At 70.1% G+C, this 22087-nt stretch carries 21 protein-coding genes and 1 pseudogene; 10 read left to right on the top strand and 12 right to left on the bottom strand.

All coding sequences use genetic code 11. The features are described 5' to 3' along the window. Positions 1–5: 5 nt before the first annotated feature. Both Pme01_RS10050 and Pme01_RS10045 read right to left on the bottom strand, forming a co-directional pair. On the bottom strand, positions 6–1370 hold the full coding sequence (locus Pme01_RS10050) for an MFS transporter (protein WP_373315480.1): 1365 nt from the start codon (positions 1368–1370) through the stop codon (positions 6–8). Next, complete coding sequence (locus Pme01_RS10045; RefSeq protein WP_168114438.1) at positions 1367–2137, bottom strand: glycerophosphodiester phosphodiesterase family protein; 771 nt, start codon at positions 2135–2137, stop codon at positions 1367–1369. The genes Pme01_RS10050 and Pme01_RS10045 overlap by 4 nt, the downstream gene beginning before the upstream one ends. A gap of 259 nt (positions 2138–2396) precedes the next feature. On the opposite strand from Pme01_RS10045, the gene Pme01_RS10040 reads away from it, so the two are divergent. After that, the gene (locus Pme01_RS10040) at positions 2397–2660 is read left to right on the top strand and encodes a helix-turn-helix domain-containing protein (protein ID WP_239088124.1); all 264 of its coding nucleotides are present in this window, start codon (positions 2397–2399) and stop codon (positions 2658–2660) included. Positions 2661–2670: 10 nt separating this feature from the next. On the opposite strand, the gene Pme01_RS10035 is transcribed toward Pme01_RS10040, so the two are convergent. The 3 genes from Pme01_RS10035 to Pme01_RS10025 form a co-directional block, all read right to left on the bottom strand. Then, on the bottom strand, positions 2671–3405 hold the full coding sequence (locus Pme01_RS10035) for a DUF6319 family protein (protein WP_168114437.1): 735 nt from the start codon (positions 3403–3405) through the stop codon (positions 2671–2673). Positions 3406–3788: 383 nt separating this feature from the next. Beyond that, positions 3789–4283, bottom strand: a complete 495-nt coding sequence (locus Pme01_RS10030; RefSeq protein WP_168114436.1) for a YciE/YciF ferroxidase family protein — start codon at positions 4281–4283, stop codon at positions 3789–3791. A 256-nt stretch (positions 4284–4539) separates the two neighbouring features. Beyond that, positions 4540–5082: a DinB family protein gene (locus Pme01_RS10025; RefSeq protein ID WP_168114435.1), complete on the bottom strand. Its 543-nt coding sequence runs from the start codon at positions 5080–5082 to the stop codon at positions 4540–4542. Positions 5083–5792: 710 nt separating this feature from the next. On the opposite strand from Pme01_RS10025, the gene Pme01_RS10020 reads away from it, so the two are divergent. The 3 genes from Pme01_RS10020 to Pme01_RS10010 all read left to right on the top strand — a co-directional run bounded on the left by Pme01_RS10020 (position 5793) and on the right by Pme01_RS10010 (position 7995). Next, positions 5793–6830, top strand: a complete 1038-nt coding sequence (locus Pme01_RS10020; RefSeq protein ID WP_168114434.1) for a tyrosine-type recombinase/integrase — start codon at positions 5793–5795, stop codon at positions 6828–6830. A gap of 84 nt (positions 6831–6914) precedes the next feature. After that, entirely contained in the window at positions 6915–7142 is a 228-nt protein-coding gene (locus Pme01_RS31635; RefSeq protein ID WP_203935541.1) for an ATP-binding cassette domain-containing protein, read from the top strand. A gap of 235 nt (positions 7143–7377) precedes the next feature. Further along, positions 7378–7995, top strand: coding sequence for a hypothetical protein (locus Pme01_RS10010; RefSeq protein WP_168114433.1), 618 nt, complete (start codon positions 7378–7380; stop codon positions 7993–7995). Between the two features lie 64 nt (positions 7996–8059). Here Pme01_RS10010 and Pme01_RS10005 read toward each other — a convergent pair whose 3' ends face one another. The 3 genes and pseudogenes from Pme01_RS10005 to Pme01_RS09995 form a co-directional block, all read right to left on the bottom strand. Beyond that, entirely contained in the window at positions 8060–9352 is a 1293-nt protein-coding gene (locus Pme01_RS10005) for a rod shape-determining protein MreC (RefSeq protein WP_168114432.1), read from the bottom strand. Further along, positions 9345–9866 carry a SigE family RNA polymerase sigma factor gene (locus tag Pme01_RS10000; RefSeq protein WP_168114431.1) on the bottom strand — a complete coding sequence of 174 codons (522 nt, stop codon included), beginning with the start codon at positions 9864–9866 and terminating at the stop codon, positions 9345–9347. Before Pme01_RS10000 ends, Pme01_RS10005 begins: the two co-directional genes overlap by 8 nt. Before the next feature lie 274 nt (positions 9867–10140). Continuing rightward, a pseudogene (locus tag Pme01_RS09995) lies at positions 10141–10992 on the bottom strand (Tn3 family transposase); the annotation flags it as partial. 118 nt (positions 10993–11110) lie between these two features. Between Pme01_RS09995 and Pme01_RS09990 the strand changes: the two are divergent. Continuing rightward, a complete protein-coding gene (locus Pme01_RS09990; protein WP_168114430.1) occupies positions 11111–12478 on the top strand; it encodes a CoA transferase in 1368 nt (455 codons plus the stop codon). A 38-nt stretch (positions 12479–12516) separates the two neighbouring features. On the opposite strand, the gene Pme01_RS09985 is transcribed toward Pme01_RS09990, so the two are convergent. After that, on the bottom strand, positions 12517–13026 hold the full coding sequence (locus Pme01_RS09985; RefSeq protein ID WP_168114429.1) for a VOC family protein: 510 nt from the start codon (positions 13024–13026) through the stop codon (positions 12517–12519). A gap of 67 nt (positions 13027–13093) precedes the next feature. Between Pme01_RS09985 and Pme01_RS09980 the strand changes: the two genes are divergently transcribed. Then, on the top strand, positions 13094–13594 hold the full coding sequence (locus Pme01_RS09980) for a MarR family winged helix-turn-helix transcriptional regulator (protein ID WP_168114428.1): 501 nt from the start codon (positions 13094–13096) through the stop codon (positions 13592–13594). Here the strand turns inward: Pme01_RS09980 and Pme01_RS09975 are convergent. After that, positions 13554–14333 (bottom strand): endonuclease/exonuclease/phosphatase family protein, encoded by a 780-nt coding sequence (locus Pme01_RS09975; RefSeq protein ID WP_168114427.1) that lies wholly within the window; start codon positions 14331–14333, stop codon positions 13554–13556. The genes Pme01_RS09980 and Pme01_RS09975 overlap by 41 nt on opposite strands. 106 nt (positions 14334–14439) lie before the next feature. On the opposite strand from Pme01_RS09975, the gene Pme01_RS09970 reads away from it, so the two are divergent. Beyond that, positions 14440–14895, top strand: a complete 456-nt coding sequence (locus Pme01_RS09970; protein ID WP_168114426.1) for an RrF2 family transcriptional regulator — start codon at positions 14440–14442, stop codon at positions 14893–14895. A 165-nt stretch (positions 14896–15060) separates the two neighbouring features. Beyond that, entirely contained in the window at positions 15061–15807 is a 747-nt protein-coding gene (locus Pme01_RS09965; protein ID WP_168114425.1) for an SAM-dependent methyltransferase, read from the top strand. Positions 15808–15864: 57 nt separating this feature from the next. On the opposite strand, the gene Pme01_RS09960 is transcribed toward Pme01_RS09965, so the two are convergent. Together Pme01_RS09960 and Pme01_RS09955 are read right to left on the bottom strand one after the other, a co-directional pair. Next, a complete protein-coding gene (locus Pme01_RS09960; protein ID WP_168114424.1) occupies positions 15865–17346 on the bottom strand; it encodes a methionine--tRNA ligase in 1482 nt (493 codons plus the stop codon). Between the two features lie 245 nt (positions 17347–17591). After that, positions 17592–18449, bottom strand: coding sequence for a hypothetical protein (locus Pme01_RS09955; protein WP_168114423.1), 858 nt, complete (start codon positions 18447–18449; stop codon positions 17592–17594). A 760-nt stretch (positions 18450–19209) separates the two neighbouring features. On the opposite strand from Pme01_RS09955, the gene Pme01_RS09950 reads away from it, so the two are divergent. Both Pme01_RS09950 and Pme01_RS09945 read left to right on the top strand, forming a co-directional pair. Then, positions 19210–21534 (top strand): xanthine dehydrogenase family protein molybdopterin-binding subunit, encoded by a 2325-nt coding sequence (locus tag Pme01_RS09950; RefSeq protein ID WP_168114422.1) that lies wholly within the window; start codon positions 19210–19212, stop codon positions 21532–21534. Between the two features lie 11 nt (positions 21535–21545). Next, entirely contained in the window at positions 21546–22022 is a 477-nt protein-coding gene (locus Pme01_RS09945) for a (2Fe-2S)-binding protein (RefSeq protein WP_168114421.1), read from the top strand. Positions 22023–22087: the final 65 nt, after the last annotated feature.

The raw sequence follows: 22087 nt of genomic DNA, 5'->3' as shown, positions 1-22087 counted from the left end.
AGGGATCAGAGCACCCGCGGCGGGGTGTTGCCGGCGGCGACGATGGCCCGGCGCATCGGCACCGCCGCGAGGGCCACGAACCCGACGACGAAGAACCCGACCAGCGAGATGATCGCGACCCGGTAGCTGCCGGTGAACTGGTACGCCAGCCCGAACAGCAGCGGGCCGAGCCAGCTCGTACCCTTGTCGGAGATCTCGTAGATGCCGAAGTACTCGGCCTCCTCGCCGTGCGGGATGAGCTGGCTGAACAGCGACCGGCTCAGCGCCTGGGTGCCGCCGAGCACGATGCCCAGCAGCATCCCGAGGGACACGAACGCCATCGGCCGGTGGGCCGGCAGGACGTACGCGGCCGCCAGCACCCCCGTCCACAGCACGAGGCTGGCCAGGATCGTCTTCCACGCGCCGAAGCGGCGGGCCAACCGACCCATGCCCATCGCGCCGGCGAACGCCAGGAACTGCACCATCAGGATCGTCTGGATCTGTACCGACGGGTCCAGGCCCAGTTCCTTGTCGGCGTAGACGCTGGCCATCGCGATGACCGTCTGGATGCCGTCGTTGTAGATCAGGTACGCGGCCAGGAAGAACAGGGTCAGCGGATACCGCCGGAGGTTGCGCAGGGTACGGCCGAGCTGCCGGAACCCGTCGAGGAGCACCGGGCCGCGGGCCGGACCGGCCACCGCCGGGCGGTTGCGCAGCCGCACGAGGGGGATCGTGGTGAACGCCGCCCACCACACGCCGGCCGACACGATGCTCCACCGCGCGATCTCGCCCCGGCTCATGCCGGCCGGCTCGATCGTGACCGCGGCCAGGTTGAGCGCCAGCAGCAGACCGCCGCCGAGGTAGCCGACCGCCCAACCGACGCTGGAGACCCGGTCGCGGTCGTCCGGGCCGGCGAGCTGCGGCAGGAACGAGTAGTAGACGACGATGCTGGCCCCGTAGCCGAGGTTGGCGACCAGGAACAGCAGCGCCCCGAGGAGGTACCGCTCGCCGGTACACAACACCAGGCCGACGGTTGCGGCGGCGCCGATGTACGCGAACACCGCCAGCAGCTCCTTCTTGCGGGCGGTCCGGTCGGCGATGGCGCCCACCGTGGGCAGCACGAAGACCTGCAGCAGCACCGACAACGAGACCGTGTACGCGAACAGCGCGCCCGCCGCGACCGGGATGCCCAGCGGGTACACCAGGCCGCGCTCGTCGGCCGCCGCCTGCGCGACCGACCCGAGGTACGGGCCGAGGAAGACCGTGACGACCGTGGTGTAGAAGGCGGAGTTGGCCCAGTCGTAGAAGTACCAGCCGACGCGTTCGCGTCGGGTGCTGGGCTCCTGGCGTACCCCGGCGTCGGTGACCATCGGCGTCCCCATCTCGTTCAGGCGGCCCACAGGCCACGGCTGCGGTACACGTCGCGCAGCACCTCGATGCGATCGGTCATGATGCCATCCACCCCGAGGTCGAGTAACTCGTGCATCTGGGTGGGGTCGTCGATCGTCCAGACATGGACCTGGAGCCCGATCCGGTGGGCGTGCGCGAGGAACCGAGGCGTGACCACCCGGATGCGGCCCTGCCGGACCGGCACCTGGGCGGCGACCACCCCCGGCGGTACCCGCTGGGCGCGCCCCAGCCGGGCACCGGTCCACAGCCGCGCCACCTCGCGGGTACCCATCGACGTCGCCACCCCCGGCCCGAGCTCGCGGCGCACCCGGCGCAGCCGGGCGTCGGAGAAGGAGGCCAGCAGTACCCGGTCGAGCGCCCCGACCCGGCGGACCGCCTCCACACCGGGTACGAGGGCCTGGTCGGACTTGAGGTCGATGTTGAACCGGACCTGCGGCCACGCGCCGAGCACGTCGTCGAGGCGGGGTACGGCCGCCTCGCCGCCGACCCGCATCGCCGCCAGGTCGGCCCAGCGCACGTCACGGACCCGGCGCGGGTCACCGGTCATCCGGCCCAGGGTCTCGTCGTGGAAGACGACCGCGACCCCGTCGCTGGTGGCGTGCACGTCGGTCTCGACGTAGCGGTACCCCAGTTCGACGCAGCGGGCGAACGCGGCGGCGGTGTTCTCGTCGCCGGCCGACGCGCCGCCGCGGTGGGCGAACGCCAGCGGGGTCGGTGCGTCCAGGTACGGGTACGGGTGGCCGGCCATGGTCTGCCATTGTGCAGGCTCCGGTGAACCGGCGGTGACCGGCCCGGGCCGCCCGGCACGGTCGAGTCGCGCCGTGGCGGCGGCCGGTTCCCGTACCGAGGACATGACGGTGCGAGATCGATCCCGGTCAGTCCGTTCCACCGGTCGGCGCGGGCCCCCCGCGCGGCGCCGGAGTGCGTATGCTCACCCGCGCACACGTACCGAAGCGGCGGTCTCATGCCATGGAGGCGATTGGTGTGACAGCGAACGAGCCGGTCGGGTGAGCATCGATCCGCAGGCCGCCGCGGCGGCCGGGGACGGTGACCGACCCGACCACACCCCGGGCGCCGACCTGGCGCCCGAGCAACGCGCGCTGCTGGAGCGGTTGGCGAAGGGCCAGACGATCGCGGCTGCCGCGCAGGCCGAGTTCCTGTCGCTGCGCACGGCCCACCGGCGCATCGCGCAGGCCCGCCAGACCCTGGACGCGCCCACCACCCGCGAGGCGGTGCTGCGTTACCGGCGCACCAGCGGCGATGGTCGGTGACCCCGTCTCGTCAATGCGCGTCGCGCAGCTCCGCCAGGCGCGCCTCGATCTCGGCCAGCTCGGACCGTAGCCGCTCCGCCTCGGCCTCCGCTTCGGCCCGCGCCGCCGACACGATCTCCTCGACCGCCTCGTGCACCCCGGGAACGTCGAGCATCCCCACCATCTTCAGTGCCTCCGTCGCCTTGATGACGTAGGGCTTGGCGAGGCTCTTGCTGCCCTGCTGCGCGGCGACCATCCACTCGCCGTCGGCGTACGACAGGGTGACCGTCAACGTCGCCGGCGGCTTGACACGCGCGGCCTTGCGGGCCGGTGCCTTCGCCGGGCGGGTCGGCTGCCCGCCGTTGCCGGACGCGGCCTCGTCGGGGGTCGGGACGTCGCTCACGGGACTCTCCTCGCGGGGTGCGGGCACGGCGGTACGGGTGGCGGCCGGCGGGTCGGGGGGAAGCAGCGGCGGGCCGGGCGGCTCGGCGGGTGCGTCGGCGGGCCCCGCCTTGGGCTGCCGCCGGGGCGGGGCGCCCTTGGGAGCGATCGCCAGGTCGGCGGGGGAGAACGGCAACTCGTCGCGGCCGAACCGGACCACCACCCACTCGTCGCTCACCGCCGGGTCGGCCAACTCCACGACCTGCCCGTGCTGGCCGACGATCTGCCCGGCGGACTCGGTGAAGACCACCTTCGGCCGACGCCCGGCGGTGAGAGCATCACGGATCTGCTCCAGCTCCGCGGTGGACAACCCGCGCACGGCCATGTTGGACCCTTTCCCCGGCACACCTGTACGTCTGTACATATGTTCTAGCAGCAGGCTCCGACACTCCGGCGGCCACCGCGGCCGGCGGGCCAGCACCACGCCGGCAGCATCAGATGCCTGGAGAACGTACCGAGCGGCGCCCGGTACGGTGCAGTCGGGTACTCGAGCACCGTGTCGACCCGCGCGTACGCCTCCTCGTGCACCGCCCGGGCCAGCTCGTCGACTACGAAGGCGCACCCGAGGAGCCGCCCCGCGAGCTCGGCCGGGTACGCCTTCGTAGTCGCGTGTCAGGTACACAGGGGACAGGTACACGCAGCGGCCGTCGGTACCGGCCCATTCGTGGTCCGGCACCGACGGCTCTACGATCTCCAGGCTGACGCGGGTCAGGCGGTCGCCATCACGCGCCGGCTCATCTCGTGGCCGATCCGCTCCGTCCGGCCGGTGCTCTCCTCGTTGATGACCAGGTTGGTCTGCAGGAGCTGGGCGCACTGGTTCTCGCCCATGAGCATGGCCTTGTCGATCAGACCCTTGTAGCTGCCGAGCCCGAAGTGAGACGCCTTCAGCATCATGCCGCAGGTGTACATCTCCATCGACTCGGGCGACGGGTTCTGGCTCATGAACTGCTGGTACTCCGCCCGCATCCCGTCCACCGCCAGGCACGGGACATCGCGCGGCTGGCTGCCCAGCGCCTGGAAACACGACTCCAGGTTCTTCACCTTCTGCTGGGACTCCTGCTGCTCGACCCGCATGATGTCCTGCAGGGGGCCCGACCTGATCTGCCCGACGATCTCACCCTTCCACGCGGCCTTCTTCTTCTCCGCGTCGTGCATGCCGGACAGTTCGTAGAGGAACAGGTCCGCCGGACTCGTGATGGGCATGGGCTCCTCCTGGTCACTCGTCTGCTGTACCGGTCGCGAGCGGACTACCCGCGCCGGCACGGCCTAGTCCGCTCCGGCGACGAATTCAGTGACGCGCCGAGCCCTCACGAGATCCGCAGTGGACGGTTACCCAAAGTGATGGGGTGGAGGTAGGTGGTCAGGGGCGATGATCCCCGCGGGCGACAGCCCACCGTTCTCGGTGCAGGCAGACGACCGAACCACCAAGCCCGGAGATCCACGGCCGTGACCGCTGCGACTACTCGCCGGTTTGTCCGTCCACCGACTCCCGGATCAGGTCGGCATGGCCGTTGTGCCGCGCGTACTCCTCGATCATGTGGCACAGGATCCACCGCAGGCTCGGCGCCCGACCGTCGGACCAGGTGCGCACAGCCAGCCGGTCCAGGCCGCCGCCGTCCGCGAGAGCCTCCGCGACCAGGGAACGGGACCGGGCCACGGCGTCCTGCCAGAGCGCGAACAGCTGCTCGGGGGAGTCCTCGGCCGCCGATTGCCAATCCCAGTCGGGGTCGGCCGTCCAGTCCACCGTGTCCCACGGCGGCCGCCGGTCCCGCCCGTGCAGCGACCGCGAGAACCAGCCGTCCTCGACGAGCGCCATGTGCTTGAGCATGCCGCCCAGGGTCATCGACGAGGCCCCCACGGTCGCCTTCAGGTCGGCCGCGTCCAGCCCCGCGCACTTCCACGCCAGGGTCGCGCGCTGGTAGTCCAGGAATCCCAGCAGCGTGGCGGTTTCGTCGGCCGCGAGCGGAGGCTCCGGGCGACCATGCCCGTCGATGTCGGTCATGGCGGGGGAGTCTACCGTCGGGGCCGGCGCCGTCAGGACTGATTTCCGCCGGCCTCGTACGGACCGACGGACCTCGACGTGTCCGGCAGGCAGCAGCGCAGCGGCTCGCCGCCGGTGGGCGACGAGCGTCCTTGGACGGCACGGACGCCGCGCCGGGACGCGGCCCCGTGAGTTCCGCCGCACCGGTAGGTGCGCTTACAGCGTCTGGATCGATTCGGCGTCGTTGGGGCGCGCACCTGGCCCCTCTTGGGGGGCCGTTCCGAGTTGGTCGATAATGCACATTATGTCAACCTAATAGCACGGGGCCCCTCTTGGAGCGTCCTGGGCGGGGTTTCGACCCATGCCCTGCCACCACGACCTACCGGCGGGTGACACAGAGATGCGCGTCCGGCGTCCGCATGACGACACGACGGCACCGGCCACGTGTGGCGTGTGTGCGAGGTACCCGTCGCACTGATGGCGGGCCGTCGGGCGGCCGTCTCCGAGGTTCGCCTACCGGGCCATGGTGATCCACGCGCGGACCGGACGCGCTTTCGTTCTCGTCCGCACATCTCTGGCGCGCGGCCACACCGCCAGGCAGGTGCACGAAAGAATGACCCCGGCCTCCGGCTGGTCATCCGCGGTATCGAGACCCCGCGGTATCGAGGCCCGGCCCCCACGGCTACCGCTCCCCCTGTCGACCGCCGCGAAATTCATGCATAATATTCCTTATGCAGGACAAAGAGGACGAACGGGTACTTACTCTGATCGAGGAGTTCCTCGTCGCCCGCGCAACCCGTAAGCCTTCCCCGCACACGCTCCAGGCGTACCGGCGTGACCTGCTTGCGATCGCCCGGCTGGTGGCCGAAGCTCCCGACGCTCCCCTCCCCCTGGCCGAGCTTCCGATCCACGCGCTGTCGGCCCGGACCCTGCGCGCGGCCTTCGCCCACTTCGCCACTCCCCGCGCCGCCGCGTCGGTCTACCGCGCCTGGTCGAGCTGGAACAGTTTCTTCACGTTCCTGGTGGCCGACGGGATCGTCGCGGGCAACCCGATGTCCGCTGTGGACAGACCCAGTCCCCCGGCTCCCCTGCCCAAGCCGCTGCGCGGCGAGGACACCCCCGAGCAACTGCTGACCGCGGTGGCACGCGACGACCAGCGCCAGCGCCACCCGTGGCCGGAGCGCGACCTCGCCGTCCTCGCCCTGGCGCTGTGCGCCGGGCTGCGCCTGTCGGAACTGCTGGCGCTGCAGGTCGGATCGATCGCCGGACGCCCCGGCGAGCGCCGGGTCCACGTCTCCGGGAAAGGTGGCCGGCACCGGGTCGTGCCGATCGAGCCGGAGCTTGACGGGGTGCTGGCCAACTATCTGGACAGCCGCGGACGTCGCTTCGGCGCGCGTTCGGTACGCCCCGAGTCGGTGCTGCTGGTCGACCGGCACGGTGAGCCGCTGCGTCGGGGCGGCCTGCAGTACCTGGTCGATTCGTGCTACCGACGGGCGGGAATCAACGAGCGGGTGCCGCAGGGGGCGCGGTTGCATGCCTTGCGGCACACGTTCGCGACCCGTCTGGCCGAGGACGGGGCGAACGCGTCGGAGATCATGCGGCTGCTCGGGCACGCGAGCCTGGCGTCGAGCCAGCACTACATCGAGGTGACCGCGGGTCAGCAGCGGGCGGCGGTACGGGCCAACCGCACCAACCGCGCCCTGGGTAGTCTCCTGTCCCCGGCGGCCACGGGTGACGAGGGCGGAGGGGCTGACGCCGCGCAGCTGTGATAGCGCACGACGGATTGATGATGTGTTGTCGCGCTATCTCGCTTGCACCAGTTTGCGACCTGACGGGGCGACCGTGCTGGCGGCATCACCAGCACGGTCGGTACCGGTCGCACCGGCCTGGTCGGGCTCAACGGCTCGGGTAAGTCCACACTCCTGCGCCTGATGGCCGGCGACACCGCCGCGGACCACTTCGAGATCGCGAATAGTCGGGTCGACCTGTGGACGGGCGATATCCAGGATCGAAGGACCAAGCGAGCGCCACGTCGGGTCAGCGCCGGTGGCGGCGGTGGTGCTCATCGTTCTCGGCGGTGATGCGGGCGGAGGTCTCCTCACCGAGCCGGACGTAGATGCCGAGCGTGGCCGTGTCACCAGACCTCCGGCCCACACCTGCTCATCGATCCTTCTCGATAACACATGTCCGCTGTGCATGGGTCACCGAAGGCGGGTGACAAGCCTCACAAGTCATAGCCAGACGTCAATCTTGTGACAGTCGATCGCTTCCCGGCAGGATCAGCCCACCACTTACTGCAACGGGGAGGATTACAGAGTGTCACACTCGTTCAAGAGGCGGCTCGCTGCCGCCACCGGCGCTGCGACCGTAGGTCTGCTGCTACTGGCTGCTCCGGTTCAGGCGGCGCCTACGGCAGAAGCAGCCGACGTCACGCCGAACACCGCGAAACCTAGCGCTGCCGAGATCGAGGCGAATAATGCCGCCGCGAGGGCGTCGCTGCCGCCGAACGTGACCATGACGGTTATCGGGGAGCTCCCTAAACTCTCTGGCCCGACCGACCATTACTCTCAAAACGGCTCAACCATTGCAAGCGGAGCAACCGTCCTCGCCGCGGCGACAGTGCCGTACAACTTCACATTTGATGGAGTCCGGTCCTTGTATGGCCGCACATTCCAATTGACCGAAAGCAGCACAGTTTGTAAGGACGTCAAGGCCACCTGGGACAACGGCTACCACGACCAGTACCATTATTTCTACATCTCACTGAATGGCTCGTCAGTCACGGTGCCTGCTGATGGCGTCGCCCGGTCGTATTGCTGGTCGCAGGTTCCCACCTACACAGACCATCAGTTCTACTACGCCGTCGCAAACAATTCGGGAGGACATTACGCATTCGTGTCCGGCAGTGGCCGGGTTCGCTATTCCTGGCAATGATTCTGTACGGTTAAGATAAAAGTGTGCGGGAGGCCACCTTCCTCCCGCACACTTTTTTTGGGCGTTAGCAATCGCCGCCAGTGGGCGACGTCATGATTGACACTTCGCGCAAGTGGGTGAGGTCAACCGTCGGTGCCAGTTCCACACTGCTGGCTTCCGCCGCTTTGTCCGAGGAAGCTCGTCCAACCGTGACAGCGCCGACTTGGTCATTCGGCTGGCACGGATCCGGCACCAGAACACGATTTCCCGCCGTCACCGTATACACCTTTTCACCTGTCGGTATGCGCTCCATGACGAGACTCGTTCCGGTGCCACGCACCGAGCCCGGCACATCGCTGATGTCGGTGTGGGCTGGGCCGGCGAATCCGGTACTGGTAACCAGGTCAATTGTCGCTTCGCCACGCGTGACGTCAATTGCGGTCACGCGTCCAACCAAACCCTTGGTCACAACAGCGAGTTGGCCTCGCCGCACCGCCTGGTTCTGCTGGAAAGCCACAACTATCTGTTGGCCGGTTTTAGTCAACACCTTGCCCGGTACCGCGCGCGCGTCGTCGTCGGCACCGCCGTCGCCTGGTACCTCGAACACCTTCGTCATCTTGGCCAGCGGTCGATTCGGCTTGATAAAGCCGGAGACAGTCGTTGTTTGCGCTGTCGCGTTCAGCGGGAACCCCTTGACGATAAGGCGGCTGGTCTGCGCGTTGGGCTCGCCGATCATCTCGTCGTCGATGACCGTATTTGAGACGCGCACCGCAGTAACACCTGGCATAGCAACAGCGATGGCGTAGGTACCCCACCCATCCGTGCTGACTACTCCGACCGGTCCGGTCAACCGGGGACTGACCAGGCTGATCACCTGGGTCGTGACGGGGTCGGGTGCGGGCCGATCCGCCCGTAGACGCAAAGCCTTGGCCGCGCTCGCATCGCTGGTGAAGAAGGCCAGCCGCGCGACACCCTGCTTGTCGTAACCCTGCAAGACTGCGATCGAGTGCAATTGTTGGTGATTCCGCGTTGCGACGAGAGCCCGGACAGCGGTGTGAGGCCCTCCTGTCCCGGCAGAATCCCAGACGTCCGTGGCCTCACGTACCAGACTGGCATCGACATCACCGACAGCAGACCAGCCCAGGAACGGGCCATCCGGGGGTGGTGCGGCCAACTGCGGCGACGAGCCGACTCCGACCACCCTGAACATGGTCACCAGTACTGCCACGCACACGGCGGCCGCCGCACCGGCGGTCATACGCCGCCGCCAACGAAGCCGACGTGATCGCCGCATGACTTTGTCTTCGTAATCCTCGACAGGTTTCACCGGCTCGGCCAGGGCAGCAAGGCGGTCACGCAACTCTATCTGGCTATGCATATCGCACCTCGTGTTCAGTTGTGGCGTCGACCCCGACCCAACGCTGGCGGAGAGTCCGCAGGCCCCTTGACGAAAGACTCTTGACTGTGCCCACCGAACAGCCCAACGCCCGCGCCGCGTCCTGCTCGGACAGGTCTGCATAGAAGCGCAGGACGACCGCGGCACGCTGTCGTGCCGGCAGAGCATCCAGCGCCCGACGGAGCCAGTCCCGCTGTTCTACCCCCACGTACTCGTCCCGGGCCTGGCTTTCCACCAGCCGGCTGAAGGGCTGCTCCCACCAGGCCCGGCGGCGCCGCGCGCTGAGGTAGGTATTGATCAGGGTCCGTTGCACATAGTTGTCGATCCCCTCGGACCGCTGCAGACGCGACCACACCACGACTGTCTTCGCCAAAGTGGTCTGCACCAGGTCCTCGGCTCGGCCAGCATCCCCACAGAGCAGGAAGGCCTCACGAAGCAAGCGACCGTAGCTAGCCTTGACGAAGGCTGTCGCCTCCTCGTCGTCCTGGCTGTGCATGCTTCCTCACCATCCTCGCCAACATCGTCACAGCAACTACATACGCTGTGACCGCATCGAAACGTTGCCGTCAGGAAAGAGTTTCTAGACCAATTTGCCGAGCATGTTGTGGATGCGGCGGCAGCAATACGGGACGACTGCCGCGTTTCGAACACCGATCGCGGCGGCGAACGGGCCGGGCGTTCTCCGCGAACCAGGCCGTCAGTCGACGCTTTCGCCCCGAGGTGTACCTCTTCCCGTAGAGCCCGGCGACCGCGGCGCGCGGTGGATCTCAGACGTGAGCGGCGACCCGCAAGAGAAGCCGCCGCTCACGAAGACGTCGATCAGCTGCCTGCGAGACGACCTTAGTCAGCCGCAGCGGCCGGCAGCCGTCGTGTCGACCGAACGGGTGCCGTAGAAGTGCACGTTCCCGTGGTGGGTCGGCCAGATGTGCGCCAGGATCTCGTCGTCGAACTGCCAGTCGGACCGGCGCAGGGCGGCCGCCGGTGTCGAACAGCGCGAAGTTCGCCAGGGTCGCGCCGTGGGTGTCGGTGGCGTGCTCGAAGGTCGGCAGGTCGGTCTCGTTGCCCAGCAGCCCGTCGAGCACGTAGTGCGACTCCGGCGCGGTCGCGACGATGACCTTCGTGTCGAAGGTGGAGTGCTGGTCGCAGACGTGGGTGTAGGTGGAGACGCCCGGCCCACGGGCGAAGTACCGGGACAGGTGCCGTGCGGTGATGCTCTTGCCGTTGACCGGGAACCGCTGCCCGTCCGAGCTCGACAGGGTACGCGAGCCGAATGCCCGGGTCAGCGGCGGCCGGTGGTGGTAGTTGACCACCGCGGCGTTGGCCGCCTCCAAGATCTCCGGTCGGAAGTACCACTCGGCGGTCCAGGCGAGGTACGACATCGAGGCGTCCAACATGCTCAGCTGGCCGTGGTCGCGGGGCAGCCGCGCGCGGCGCTCGGCCCACGCCGCGCGCATCCGGTCCGGGCCGATGCTGGTGCTCAGCAGGTTGCCGATCTGCTCGTCGCCGATCCCGGTCTCGAGCACGATGGTCAGGATCTCGTCCAGCAGCGCCTGCCGGCTCTCGCCGCCCTTGGCCCGCTCTGCCAGGGCGTCGGCGACCTCCTTTTTCGCCGCGGCCTCCCGATGGGCCGCCCGGACTGACAGGCGCCGGCCCGCTCGCGACCCGGCGGGCTCGGTTACCCCGCTCACCCTGCGGCTATATGACCCGGCTGGTGCCGCGGTCGGTCCTAGAGTCCACGCCATGAACAACGCCGTCACCGACGCCGTCGCGGACCTCTGCCGGGGCGTGGACACCGACCCCGCGGCGGAGCTCCACGTCGCCGGCACCGAACCGGTGCTCACCTCGCCGTACCGGGTCGATGCTGCCGCCGCGGCGACCGTGGCCGCCGCCACGCTGGCCGCCGGCCGGCTGTGGCAGGCGCGCGGTGGGCCGGCGCCGACGGTACGGGTGGACGTGCGGCACGCCGCGCTGGCGTTCCGCAGCGAGCGGTACCTGCGGGTGGACGGCCGGGCGCCGGCGGTGTGGGCCGACTTGTCCGGCGACTACCGGGCAGCCGACGGCTGGGTACGCCTGCACGCGAACTATCCGGCTCACCGGGAAGCGATCACGCGCGCCCTGGGCGTACCGGAGGACCGGGAGCGGGTCGCGGCCGCGGTGGCCGAACGCGGCGCGGTGGAGGTGGAGGACACGGTGGTGGCCGTGGGCGGGGCGGCCGCTGCGCTGCGTACGCCGGCCGCCTGGGCCGAGCACCCGCAGGGCCGCACGGTGGCGGGGCTGCCGCTGGTCGCGATGGAGCGCCTCGGTGACGCCCCGGCCCGGCCGTTGCCGGCCGGCGACCGTCCACTGGACGGTGTGCGGGTGCTGGACCTGACGCGGGTCATCGCCGGGCCGGTTGCCGGGCGCACCCTCGCCGCGCACGGCGCCGACGTGCTGCGGGTGGGCGCCGACCACCTGGCGCTGGTACCGGCGCTGGTCGTGGACACCGGGTTCGGCAAGCGCTTCACCCACCTGGACCTGCGCACCGAGCCGGGCCGGGACGCGCTGCGCGAGCTGATCAGGGGCGCCGACGTGCTGCTGCAGGCGTACCGGCCGCGCGCGCTGGAGGCGTTGGGCTTCGGCCCCCGCGAGTGTGCCGCGCTGCGCCCGGGGCTGGTGTACGTGTCGATCAGCGCATGGGGTCAGGACGGCCCGTGGCGGCAGCGACGCGGCTTCGACAGCCTGGTGCAGCTGGCGACGGGTATCGCCTGGAACGACGGGGCTGCCGTGGCGCTGCCGTCGCAGCTGCTCGACCACGGTACGGGCTGGTTGGCGGCGATGGCGGCGATGGTGGGGCTGCACCGCCGGCACACCGTGGGCGGGTCGTGGCACGCCCGGCTGTCGCTGGCCCGTACCGCCCGCTGGCTGGACGGGCTGGGCCGTGCCTCCTCGGCCGGCTCACCCACCGGGGAACCGGCCTACCCCGACGACCTGATGTCGCGGATGGACAGCGACTTCGGGGTGCTCGACCACGTCCGGCCTCCGGGGGCGCTCGACGGGTACACCCCGCGATGGGACACGCCCCCGCGCCGGCCGGGCGCGGACGCCCCCGCCTGGGCTACCGCGCGCTAGCGGTTCGGGCGGCCGGGGACGTGGGCGGCAGGAGGGCCCTAGTCGGTGACCGGCACCCCGCCAGCGACGCCGCCGCGGGTCTCGGCGCCGTAGCGGGCCTTCTCCTTGCCGATGTCGAGCGTCCCGACCTGCTTGGGGGCGTCGTCGAGAAGCTCCTCGGGCACCACCCAGACGACGGAGAACTCGATGCCGTCGGCGTCCTTGGCGTACAGGCTCTTGAGGACGCCGTGGTCGGTGGCCCCGACGAGCGCGCCGGCGTTGGCCAGGATTCCGGCCAAGCGTTCGAGCTCGGCGAGGGTGTCGACCTCCCAGGCCAGGTGGTACAGGCCTACCGCGCCCCGCCGGGCCGGCCCCCTGCTGGCGGTGGCCTCCGGGTCGGCCTGGAACAGGCCCAGGTCGGCCCGGCTGGTCGAGCCGGGCGCCGCGAGGAAGATCGCGTCCGGGAACGCCATGGTGGTACGGAATCCGAGGGTGTCCCGATAGAAGGCCGCGCTGCGCTCGACGTCACTGACGTAGAGCACGGCGTGGTTGAGACGGTGCACCGGCATTCGTACCTCCTGAGGTTCTCTTCGACGGTAACAGGTGGTTGAGCGTTCAAACGGTAAGGTGACGAACATGGCCGAACCACGCTGGCTCGACGCGGACGAGCAACGCACCTGGCGTGCGTTCTTCGGCGCCACCCAACTCCTGTTCGACCGGCTCGACCGGGAGCTGCAGCGCGACGTCGGCATCCCCCACGCGTACTACGAGATTCTGGTATGGCTGTCGGAGGCGCCCGGACGCTCCCTGCGCATGAGTGAGCTGGCTCGCCGTACCCGCTCCTCGCGCAGCCGTCTGTCGCACGCGGTCGCCCGGCTGGAGGAGCGCGGCTGGGTCGACCGCCGCGACTGCGTCACCGACAAGCGCGGGCAGATCGCGGAGCTGACTGACGACGGCTTCGCGGCGCTCGCCGCGGCGGCGCCCGGGCACGTGGCCGGGGTGCGGGCGCACCTGTTCGACGTGCTGAGCCCCGAGCAAGTACGTCAGCTGCGTGACATCAGCGAGGCGATCATGGGGCCGCTCGACGACGACGCGATCACAGCTCCACCACCAGGGGGCGATGGTCCGACACGGTGACCGCCGGGGTCTCCACCGCCCGTACCGCGGGCAGCCGCCCGCCGCCGCGCGGGTCGAGCAGGACGTGGTCGAACTGTACCCGGGGTGCCGGGCTCGGGTACGTGGGCAGCTGGGCGAGCATCCGCCAGCCCGACACCACGGCGGCCATCCGGCCGGGAATGTTGAGGTCGCCCAGCAGCAGCCGGGGCGACGGCAGGGTACGCAGGGCACGGATGACCTGTCGCAGTTGGCGCACGTTCCAGCCCGGTACGAACGACAGGTGGGTGGTGGCCACCGTCATCGGACCGAGTGGCCCGTCGACCACGGCCGCCAGCAGGACCCGCGGCTCGTCGTCGATCAGGATCAGCCGGCTGCTGGGGCCCGACAGGTACACCGGGGAGCGCATCCGCGCCGCCGGCAGCCGGGTCACCTGCCACGACCGCACCGGCCAGCGGGTCGCGAGGGCCACCCCGTAGTGCGGTTCACCGACGCCCGCGTCGGCCGCGGTGACGGTACGGAACACCTCGCCGGGAGTACCGATCACGGCCGGCTCGAACCGGTGCGCGGCCTTCTCCCCCAACGCCGTCGCGGCCAGCGCCGCGAGGTCGGCCCGGCCGCTACGCGGCTGGTCGCGGTCGACCTCCTGCATGCCGAGCACGTCCGCGTCGAGCTCGGCAACGGCCGCGCGCAGCCGCGCGGGGTCGACCTGGCCGTCACGCAGGGACCGCCCGTGCATCAGGTTGAACGTAACCAGCCGCACGAAAGGTAACGATATGGTGCCCGCCGCGTGGTCGCCCAGCCCCCGGCGCGCCGGCTGATCGTCCCCGCCGACCCGCAGTCACCCGGCGACTTGGCATGATGGGCGCATGCAGGTCTCCGCGCGCGGCGACTACGCCGTCCGGGCCGCCCTCGGACTCGCCGCCGCCTACCCGAACACCGTCTCCGCGCAGGCGCTCGCGGAGGAGCAGTCCATGCCCCGCAAGTTCCTCGAAGCCATCCTGGCGGACCTGCGCCGCGCCAACCTGGTACGCGGCCTGCGCGGCGTCGACGGCGGGTACGTGCTGACCCGCCCGCCGGCCGAGATCAGCGTCGGGCAGGTGCTGCGCGCCGTCGACGGGCCACTCGCGGCCGTGCGGGGTCTGCGCCCCGAAGACGCCATGTACGAGGGCACCGCCGCCCATCTGCAGCAGTTGTGGGTGGCCGTGCGGGCGGCGGTCCGCAACGTGCTCGACGAGGTCAGCCTCGCCGACCTCGTACGCGGCCGGCTGCCGGCCCACGTACGCCGGCTGACCGCGACCCCGGACGCCTGGCAGCCGCGCTAGCGCACCCGCGGGTCCACGCCCGGTGTCGGCGAAAAGCGGTAGACCGGCGACTTCTGCAGCGGCTAGGTTGTCGATCTTCACGTCTTCCGGGGGTGCTTTGTATGCGTGTGGTCGTCACGTCCTGCCTTCGTGTCGCCCCTACTCCTGACGTGAGGACCTTCAGAAGTGGATCTTCCTCGTAGCTTCACCATCCGCGAGAGCAACCACCGCATCCACAACCCCTTCACCGACTCCAAGCTCGCCACCCTGGGGCGCGCCATCCGGCTCCGACCGGGGATGACCATGCTCGACCTGGCCAGCGGCAGCGGAGAGATGTTGTGCACGTGGGCCCGCGAGCACGGAGTCACCGGCACCGGCGTCGACATCAGCACCGCCTTCGTCGACGCCGCGCGGGCCCGCGCTGTCGAACTCGGCGTCGACGACCGGGTGACGTTCGTGCACGGCGACGCCGCCGCGTATGTCGCGGCCACTCCGGTCGACGTCGCGGCCTGCATCGGCGCCACCTGGATCGGCAGCGGCGTCGCCGGCACCCTCGACCTGCTCGAACGCGATCTGCACCCGGGTGGGCTGCTCCTCGTCGGTGAGCCCTTCTGGCGAACGGACCCGCCCGACCAGGCAACCGTTGAGGGCTGCCACGTCTCCGCCAAGGAGGACCACCACGATCTGCCGGGGCTGGTCGCCCTGTTCGGCAAGCTCGGCTGGGACCTGGTCGAGATGGTCCTCGCCGACGAGGACAGCTGGGACCGCTACGTCGCCGCACAGTGGCTCAACGTCCGAACCTGGCTGGACGCGAATCCCGACGACGACCTGGCCGGTGAGCTGCGGGCCGAACTCGACGACGCACCGCTGCGGTACGCCCGTTACCAGCGGCCGTACCTGGGCTGGGGTGTCTTCGCGCTGATGCGGCGCTGACGACCGCGCGGGGAGGCCTCGGCAATTGACCGAGACCTCCCCGGGCCAAAGGAGCGACTACTGGCCGATCCGGACGAACAGTGGCCGGGCCGGCGCCAACACCTCACCCGCACACTGAGCGGCCACCCGCCCCGCCAGCCCCGGCAGGAACGGCGCCAGCTCCACCGCCAGGCACCGGCACGCCGCCACCAGCAGCCCCAGGCACCCGTCCAGATCCGCGTCGCGGCCCGCCGCCGCCAGCTCCCACGGGCGTACCCGCTCCACGTACCGGTTGGCCTCCGTCACGATCTCCCATACCGCGCCTGCCGCCCGACGGAAGTCGAACACCGCCAGCGCGGCGTCGACCTTCCCACCGACGCTGTCACATGCGGCCCGCAGCGCCGCGCCCTCAGCGGTGATGCCGATCTCCGGCACCCGGCCACCCCCGCACCGGTGGACCATCGCCACCACCCGGTTGACGAGGTTGCCCAGCCCGTTGGCCAGGTCGGAGTTCGCGCGGGCGACCAGGCGTTCAGGGGTGAACTCCACGTCGCCCACGCGCGGCACCTCGCGCAGCAGCCACCACCGCACCGCGTCGGTGCCGTAGCGCGCCACCAGATCGGACGGCTCCGCCCCGGTACCCGAAGATTTGCTGATCTTCGCGCCACCGGCGGTCAGGTAGTCGTGCACGAAGATCTCCGTCGGCAGCGGCAGCCCCGCCGACAGCAACATCGCCGGCCAGTACACGGCATGGAAGCGCAGCACCCCCTTTCCCAGCAGGTGCACCCGCCGGTCCGCGCCCACCCACCACCGCCGGTACGCCTCGTCGCCGGTGCCGTAGCCCGGCCCGGAGACGTAGTTGCCCAGCGCGTCCCACCACACGTACACGACCTGGCCGGGATCGTCCGGCACCTCGATGCCCCATCCGCGCGCCCGTGCCCGCGAGCGCGACACCGACAGGTCACGCAGCCCGCCGTCGAGGAAGGCCAGGACCTCGTTGCGCCGGGACTCCGGTTCGACGCGCAGGCGCCCCGTCGCGATCACCTCACGCAGCCGGTCGCGGTAGCGGGACAGCCGGAAGAACCAGTTCTCCTCCGCCACCGGCTGCGGTGCCACGTTGTGCTCCGGGCACACCCCGCCCGGCAGTTCACCCGGCTCGTAGAACTGCTCGCACCCCACGCAGTACAGGCCCTCGTAGTACCGTCGGTACAGGTCACCGGCGGCCGCGCAGTCCCGCCACAGCCGGTGTACCCCCGCCCGGTGCCGGGCGTCCCGGCCGGTGCGCACGAAGTCGTCCAGCGACAGGTCCAGCAGCCGCCCCAGGTCGGCGAAGGCCGAGGCGTTGCGGTCGACCAGGTCCGCCACCGGCACCCCGGCCGCCTGCGCGGCGAGGACGTTCTTCAGCGAGTTCTCGTCGGTACCGGTCTGCGACCACACCTCGTCACCGCGGCGGCGGTGGTGGCGGGCCAGCACGTCGGCCTGTACCAGCTCCAGCGCGAACCCCAGGTGCGGGCGGGCGTTGACGTACGGCAGCGTCGTGGTGAGGTAGGTACGGGTCACGGAAGCTCCTCGATTCGACGGGTGGGGCTTCCGGCCCGCGAATCGCGTGGAGGCCCCGGTACCAGGGCCTCACGACAACCGTCAGCAGCCCCGCAGGCGGGGAATCATGCGACGGGTCGGCGAGATCATCCCCGGATGGTACGGGCCGGTGTTCCCGTGACTCCATCTGTTTTCGCTGGGCGTCGGTCCCCGCCGCGCGCCGATCTACGACTGGTGGCGGCTGCCACCGGACCGGTGAGTCCCCATCAGCCCGTCGAGAGGGCTCGCGTGACGGTGAGCAGCAGCGGCGAACGGACGCCGAGCTGGGCGACGGAGTCGGCGACGACCTCAGCCAGCCACCCGGCCGCGTCACACGACCACTCGGCAAGCTCTCCGCGCAACACCACGCCGTGCAGGGGCGGACCGTTCCAGAATCTGTCGTCGAACGGAGGAGGCAGGACGGCGTCCCAGCCGGCGACGTCGTGGGACCCGCACCCGAATACGTCCTGGTCCAGGCGGGCGAGGTGCTCGATGACCTGCTTTGCGACAGCGGGGATCGATGGGTCCCGACCACTGTTGATGTTGACCTCCACCGGAGTCCTCGCTTCCGGGGCGCACTCGGCGAACCATTCCTTCGTCCGCATCGCCGGCACGGGCGCGTACGGCGGACGCGACGCGGGGTCGAGCCCCTGAACCGGCAGGAGGACCTGTACCGCAGACAGGTCCAGCGTGCCGGCCCGCGCTGTCGCGTCCCAGGCGCACCGCAGGAACGGCTGCACGGGTAGCGGTCGGTCGTCGGCCACCGGACTGGCCTCGACCTGGAACCACGAGATCAGTTCCGCTCCGGGAGCGGCGCGGGGGTGGTTCCACCCGGCGTCGTTCATGCCCCACAGCCCGGGCGCACGGAGCATGCGGTCCTCGAAGCCGCCCCCCGCCGACCTGTCGTCGAGCCAGCCCATGGCGATCGACCGGTGGTAGAACAGCGAGTAGGCGTCGAGGTCGGAGTCGGGATCGCGCCAGGCGTGCGGGACGAGCTCGCCGTACAGGGCGGCGAACATGACGCCTGCGGCCCGACGGGCCGCGGGCGCCACGCCCGGCTGTGCTGTGACGCTGTGCTCGGGCATGCTGGATCCTCCCTGGCTGCCACGCAGCCGCGCCGTTCGTTGCCGGCCAACACATCCACGTCGGCATCCGCCACGCCGGACAGGCCCTAACGCATCAAGTGGAGCCCGACAGGCACGATCGTTGCTGCAGTTCCCCTTCTCCACCACCCGTGACCGGGCACGTCCCCCGAGGACCAGTGTGGGTTGTCCCGCCACTCTCCGGTGTGCAGCCGATCAGCGCTGGTTCCGATGCGCCGTCTGTTCGAGCAGCGCTTGGTCAGGTCTCGCAGCCCAGATCCTGTCGACGTAGTCGTAAGCGTTGTGTTTGGGCTGGCAGCTATAGGACGGGTCCTCCCCCCGGGACCGCGGCGAGGCGGCCGTGCCGCGTAGCGGCTGATGTTTGGCGTGGCGGTAGCCACGCTCGCTAAGGCATCCTAGGACGCTAGGTCATACGGGGGGCGCCAGCGCGGGCGTGCTGGCCGTCGTCAACCCGGCTGCGACGGTGTCCCGGGTACCGGTCCGAGCAGGTGCCCGACGGTTGGCAGGCGTACCTCGCGGACGTTTCCACCGCAGGAGACGACCTTCGAGCCGTGGCGGTCCAGACGATGGACCACGGTCCGCGCTCCGCTGTCGTGGCGTACCACCGACTCCAGGAACCGTTCAGGGTGCGCTGTCGGCAGAGCAGTACCACCGGGCACTACCGATGTCGGAGATCGAGGCATAGCATCGACCGGCATCTTTCACTCATCGTCTCGCGTGTCCGCTGTGGACGGAGCCCGGCATGAAGTCTGACGATTCCGCACCCCCTCGGCCCGAGGACGGCGGGGACCTCTCCTCCCGGCGTCGGTTCCTCGGTTATCTGCTCGCGGCGCCGACGCTGGTGGTGGCCGCGGAAATAGGCGCTCCGGGGCGGGCCGAGGCGGCGATCCCTTCCCTGCCGCAGCCGGCAGAGCTCTATGACAGCATGGATCTGTTCAGGGATGCGGCGCTCCCGACGGCGAACCTCATCACCATCCAGATCAATCGGGACGGCACGGCGTCGTTCGCCCTCCCCCGGGCCGAGGTCGGGCAGGGCATCACCACGTCCACGGCCATGCTGATCGCCGAGGAGCTCGACCTCCCGGTCGACCGCGTCCACGTCGGACTCGCCGACGCCCGGCCCGAGCTGCTGTTCAACCAGCTGACCGGCGGATCGGTCAGCACCGTGACCACGTACACCCCGATCCGGGTGGCCGCCGCGATCGCGCGCCAACGCCTGCTGCGGGCCGCGGCCATCGAACTCGGGGATGGCGTCTCGAACCTGGTCACCAAGGGCGGTGAGGTCGTCTCGACCGTCACCGGGCGGGCTCTGTCCTACGGCGAGCTGGCCACGAAGGCCGCCGGTGTCGTGCTGGAACAGGTCTCGGTCACCCTGAAGCCGCGCTCCCAGTTCACCGTCATCGGCACCCCGCAGTCCCGCGTCGACGCCCTGGACGCCGTCACCGGCCGAAAGGCGTTCGCGATGGACCTCCAGGTACCGGGCGCCAAGCCGACGATGGTGTGCCGCCCACCGACGATCAACGGGACGGTCCGCGGCGTACGCAACACGGCGGAGGTCAGGGCGATGCCCGGGATCACCGACGTGGTGGTGATCCCGACGGGGGTGGCGGTCCGCGGCCAGACGTTCGGCCAGTGCATCGACGCCGTCCGCGCGTTGAAGGTGGACTGGGGGCCGGGCCCGGTGGACGGCGCGTCGGACGAGACCGTCCTGCGGGAACTGCGCCGGGCCGAGCTACCGCTGGCGGTACCGGCCGTGCCACTGCTGGCACAGACCGTGGACGGCGACTTCACGTCCCACTTCGCCAGCCCGGCCGCCCTGGAACCGCTGTGCGCGGTCGCCGACGTACGGTCCGACCGCGCCGAGATCTGGGCACCGCTCAAGGTCCCGATCGTCGCACAGAAAGCCATAGCCGAGGCGCTCGGTGTACCGCAGAGCGCCGTCACCGTACACGTCACCCAGGCCGGTGGTTCCTTCGGCCGGAAGCTGTTTCCCGACGCTGCGGTCGAGGCGGCGCTGGTGTCGAAGGCGGTCGGCAAACCGGTGAAGCTGATGTGGCACCGGGTCGACGAGTGCCGGGCGGGTCGAGCCCATCCGATGAGCACCACCCGGGTGCGGGCAACCGTTCTCGCCGGACAGGTGCTGACCTTCGAGCTCCGGCACACCAGTGTCACCACCGACTTCGGTCAGGGCCTGGGCGAGGTCCTCACGGCAATGGCGATGAAGCTGCCGGTGGGGAATTACGGCTTCGCCCAGGGCGCCTTCCTGCTCACCCAGAAGGTGCCGTACCACTTCGGCGTCGTCACGCAGCTGCTCAACGAGGTGGAGATCGGCTTCAACACGGGCAGCATGCGGCAGGTCTACTCGCCCGACGTCTGCTGCGCCCGGGAGCTCATGGTCGACGAACTCGCCGCGCGGATGGGTAAGGACGCGTACCGGTTCCGGCGTGAGTTCCTCAAGGACGACCGGTCCCGGGCGGTGCTGGACAAGGTCGCCCGGGCGGGCAACTGGGGCCGCACCATGGCACCGGGTACCGCGCAGGGTATTGCTTTCCACGCCGAGTTCAAGGGGTACAGCGCGGCTCTGGTCGAAATCGACTGCCGACCCCGGACCACGGGCCGGAAGGTCCCCGACGCCGTCACCGGTCCGCGGGTGACGAAGGTCGTGTTCGCCGTCGACGTCGGCCTGCCGGTCAACCCGCGCGGGCTGGAAGCCCAGATGATGGGCGGGATCATGGACGGTATCGCGCTCGCGCTCACCTCCAGCCTGCACCTCAAGGACGGGCATTTCCTCGAAGGCAGCTGGGACAACTACTTCTACACCCGGCAGTGGAACGTCCCCCCGGAACTCGAGATCCACATCATGCCGGCGACCACCGACCAACCCGGCGGAGCCGGCGAGTTCGCCGTCGGCCCCGCCAAGGCGGCCGTCGCCTGCGCCTACGGCCGCGCGACCGGCACGATGCCGACGAGCTTCCCGATCAACCACGGCACGCTCAGCTTCGAACCGAAGCCCACCGTGCCCCCGATCCCGCAGTCCCCCATCGACGGCCTCGACCACGCCTTGTAGAAGGAGCGACCGTGCCCCGCCACACCTTCATCCTCAATGGAACACGCATGTCGGTCGAGGCCGAGGACGACGTGCGGCTGCTCTGGGTGCTTCGTGACCTCCTCGGCTTCACCGGACCGAAGTACGGCTGCGGCATCAACGTGTGCAAGGCGTGTACCTGCCACATCAACGGCAAGGCGTTCAACCCGTGCTCGGTGCCGATCTCGGCCATCAGGCCCGACGACGAGATCACCACCATCGAGGGGTTGGCCGCCTCCGTCGGCCGCGACCTGCATCCGATGCAGGAAGCATGGCTGGACAACGACGTCGCGCAGTGCGGCTACTGCCAGCCCGGCCAGATCATGGCGGCCGTCGCCAAGGTCCGACAGGCACGCGCCGAAGGGCGCGAGATCCGGGATGCCGACCTGGACGAGATCCGCAACATCTGCCGGTGTGGCACCTACAACCGCATCCGGCAAGCCATCAAGGCCGGCGCGGCCAGGATGTGACCTCTGCGACCGTGGACACGTGTGCCGCCCATAGGTCGCCCACGTGTCCACGGTCTCGGAGGAAC

The sequence above is a fragment of the Planosporangium mesophilum genome (assembly GCF_016863255.1).
GTDB classification, from domain to species: Bacteria; Actinomycetota; Actinomycetes; order Mycobacteriales; family Micromonosporaceae; genus Planosporangium; species Planosporangium mesophilum.
The sequence above is the reverse complement of the archived record's forward strand: the minus strand, read 5'-3'. Positions and strand labels throughout refer to the sequence as shown.

Coding starts and splice junctions, on each gene's coding strand:
- Pme01_RS10045 (WP_168114438.1), bottom strand. CDS start 2,137: ATGGCCGGCCACCCGTACCCGTACCTGGACGCACCGACCCCGCTGGCG.
- Pme01_RS10035 (WP_168114437.1), bottom strand. CDS start 3,405: ATGGCCGTGCGCGGGTTGTCCACCGCGGAGCTGGAGCAGATCCGTGAT.
- Pme01_RS10030 (WP_168114436.1), bottom strand. CDS start 4,283: ATGCCCATCACGAGTCCGGCGGACCTGTTCCTCTACGAACTGTCCGGC.
- Pme01_RS10025 (WP_168114435.1), bottom strand. CDS start 5,082: ATGACCGACATCGACGGGCATGGTCGCCCGGAGCCTCCGCTCGCGGCC.
- Pme01_RS10020 (WP_168114434.1), top strand. CDS start 5,793: ATGCAGGACAAAGAGGACGAACGGGTACTTACTCTGATCGAGGAGTTC.
- Pme01_RS10005 (WP_168114432.1), bottom strand. CDS start 9,352: ATGCATAGCCAGATAGAGTTGCGTGACCGCCTTGCTGCCCTGGCCGAG.
- Pme01_RS10000 (WP_168114431.1), bottom strand. CDS start 9,866: ATGCACAGCCAGGACGACGAGGAGGCGACAGCCTTCGTCAAGGCTAGC.
- Pme01_RS09990 (WP_168114430.1), top strand. CDS start 11,111: ATGAACAACGCCGTCACCGACGCCGTCGCGGACCTCTGCCGGGGCGTG.
- Pme01_RS09985 (WP_168114429.1), bottom strand. CDS start 13,026: ATGCCGGTGCACCGTCTCAACCACGCCGTGCTCTACGTCAGTGACGTC.
- Pme01_RS09980 (WP_168114428.1), top strand. CDS start 13,094: ATGGCCGAACCACGCTGGCTCGACGCGGACGAGCAACGCACCTGGCGT.
- Pme01_RS09970 (WP_168114426.1), top strand. CDS start 14,440: ATGCAGGTCTCCGCGCGCGGCGACTACGCCGTCCGGGCCGCCCTCGGA.
- Pme01_RS09955 (WP_168114423.1), bottom strand. CDS start 18,449: ATGCCCGAGCACAGCGTCACAGCACAGCCGGGCGTGGCGCCCGCGGCC.
- Pme01_RS09950 (WP_168114422.1), top strand. CDS start 19,210: ATGAAGTCTGACGATTCCGCACCCCCTCGGCCCGAGGACGGCGGGGAC.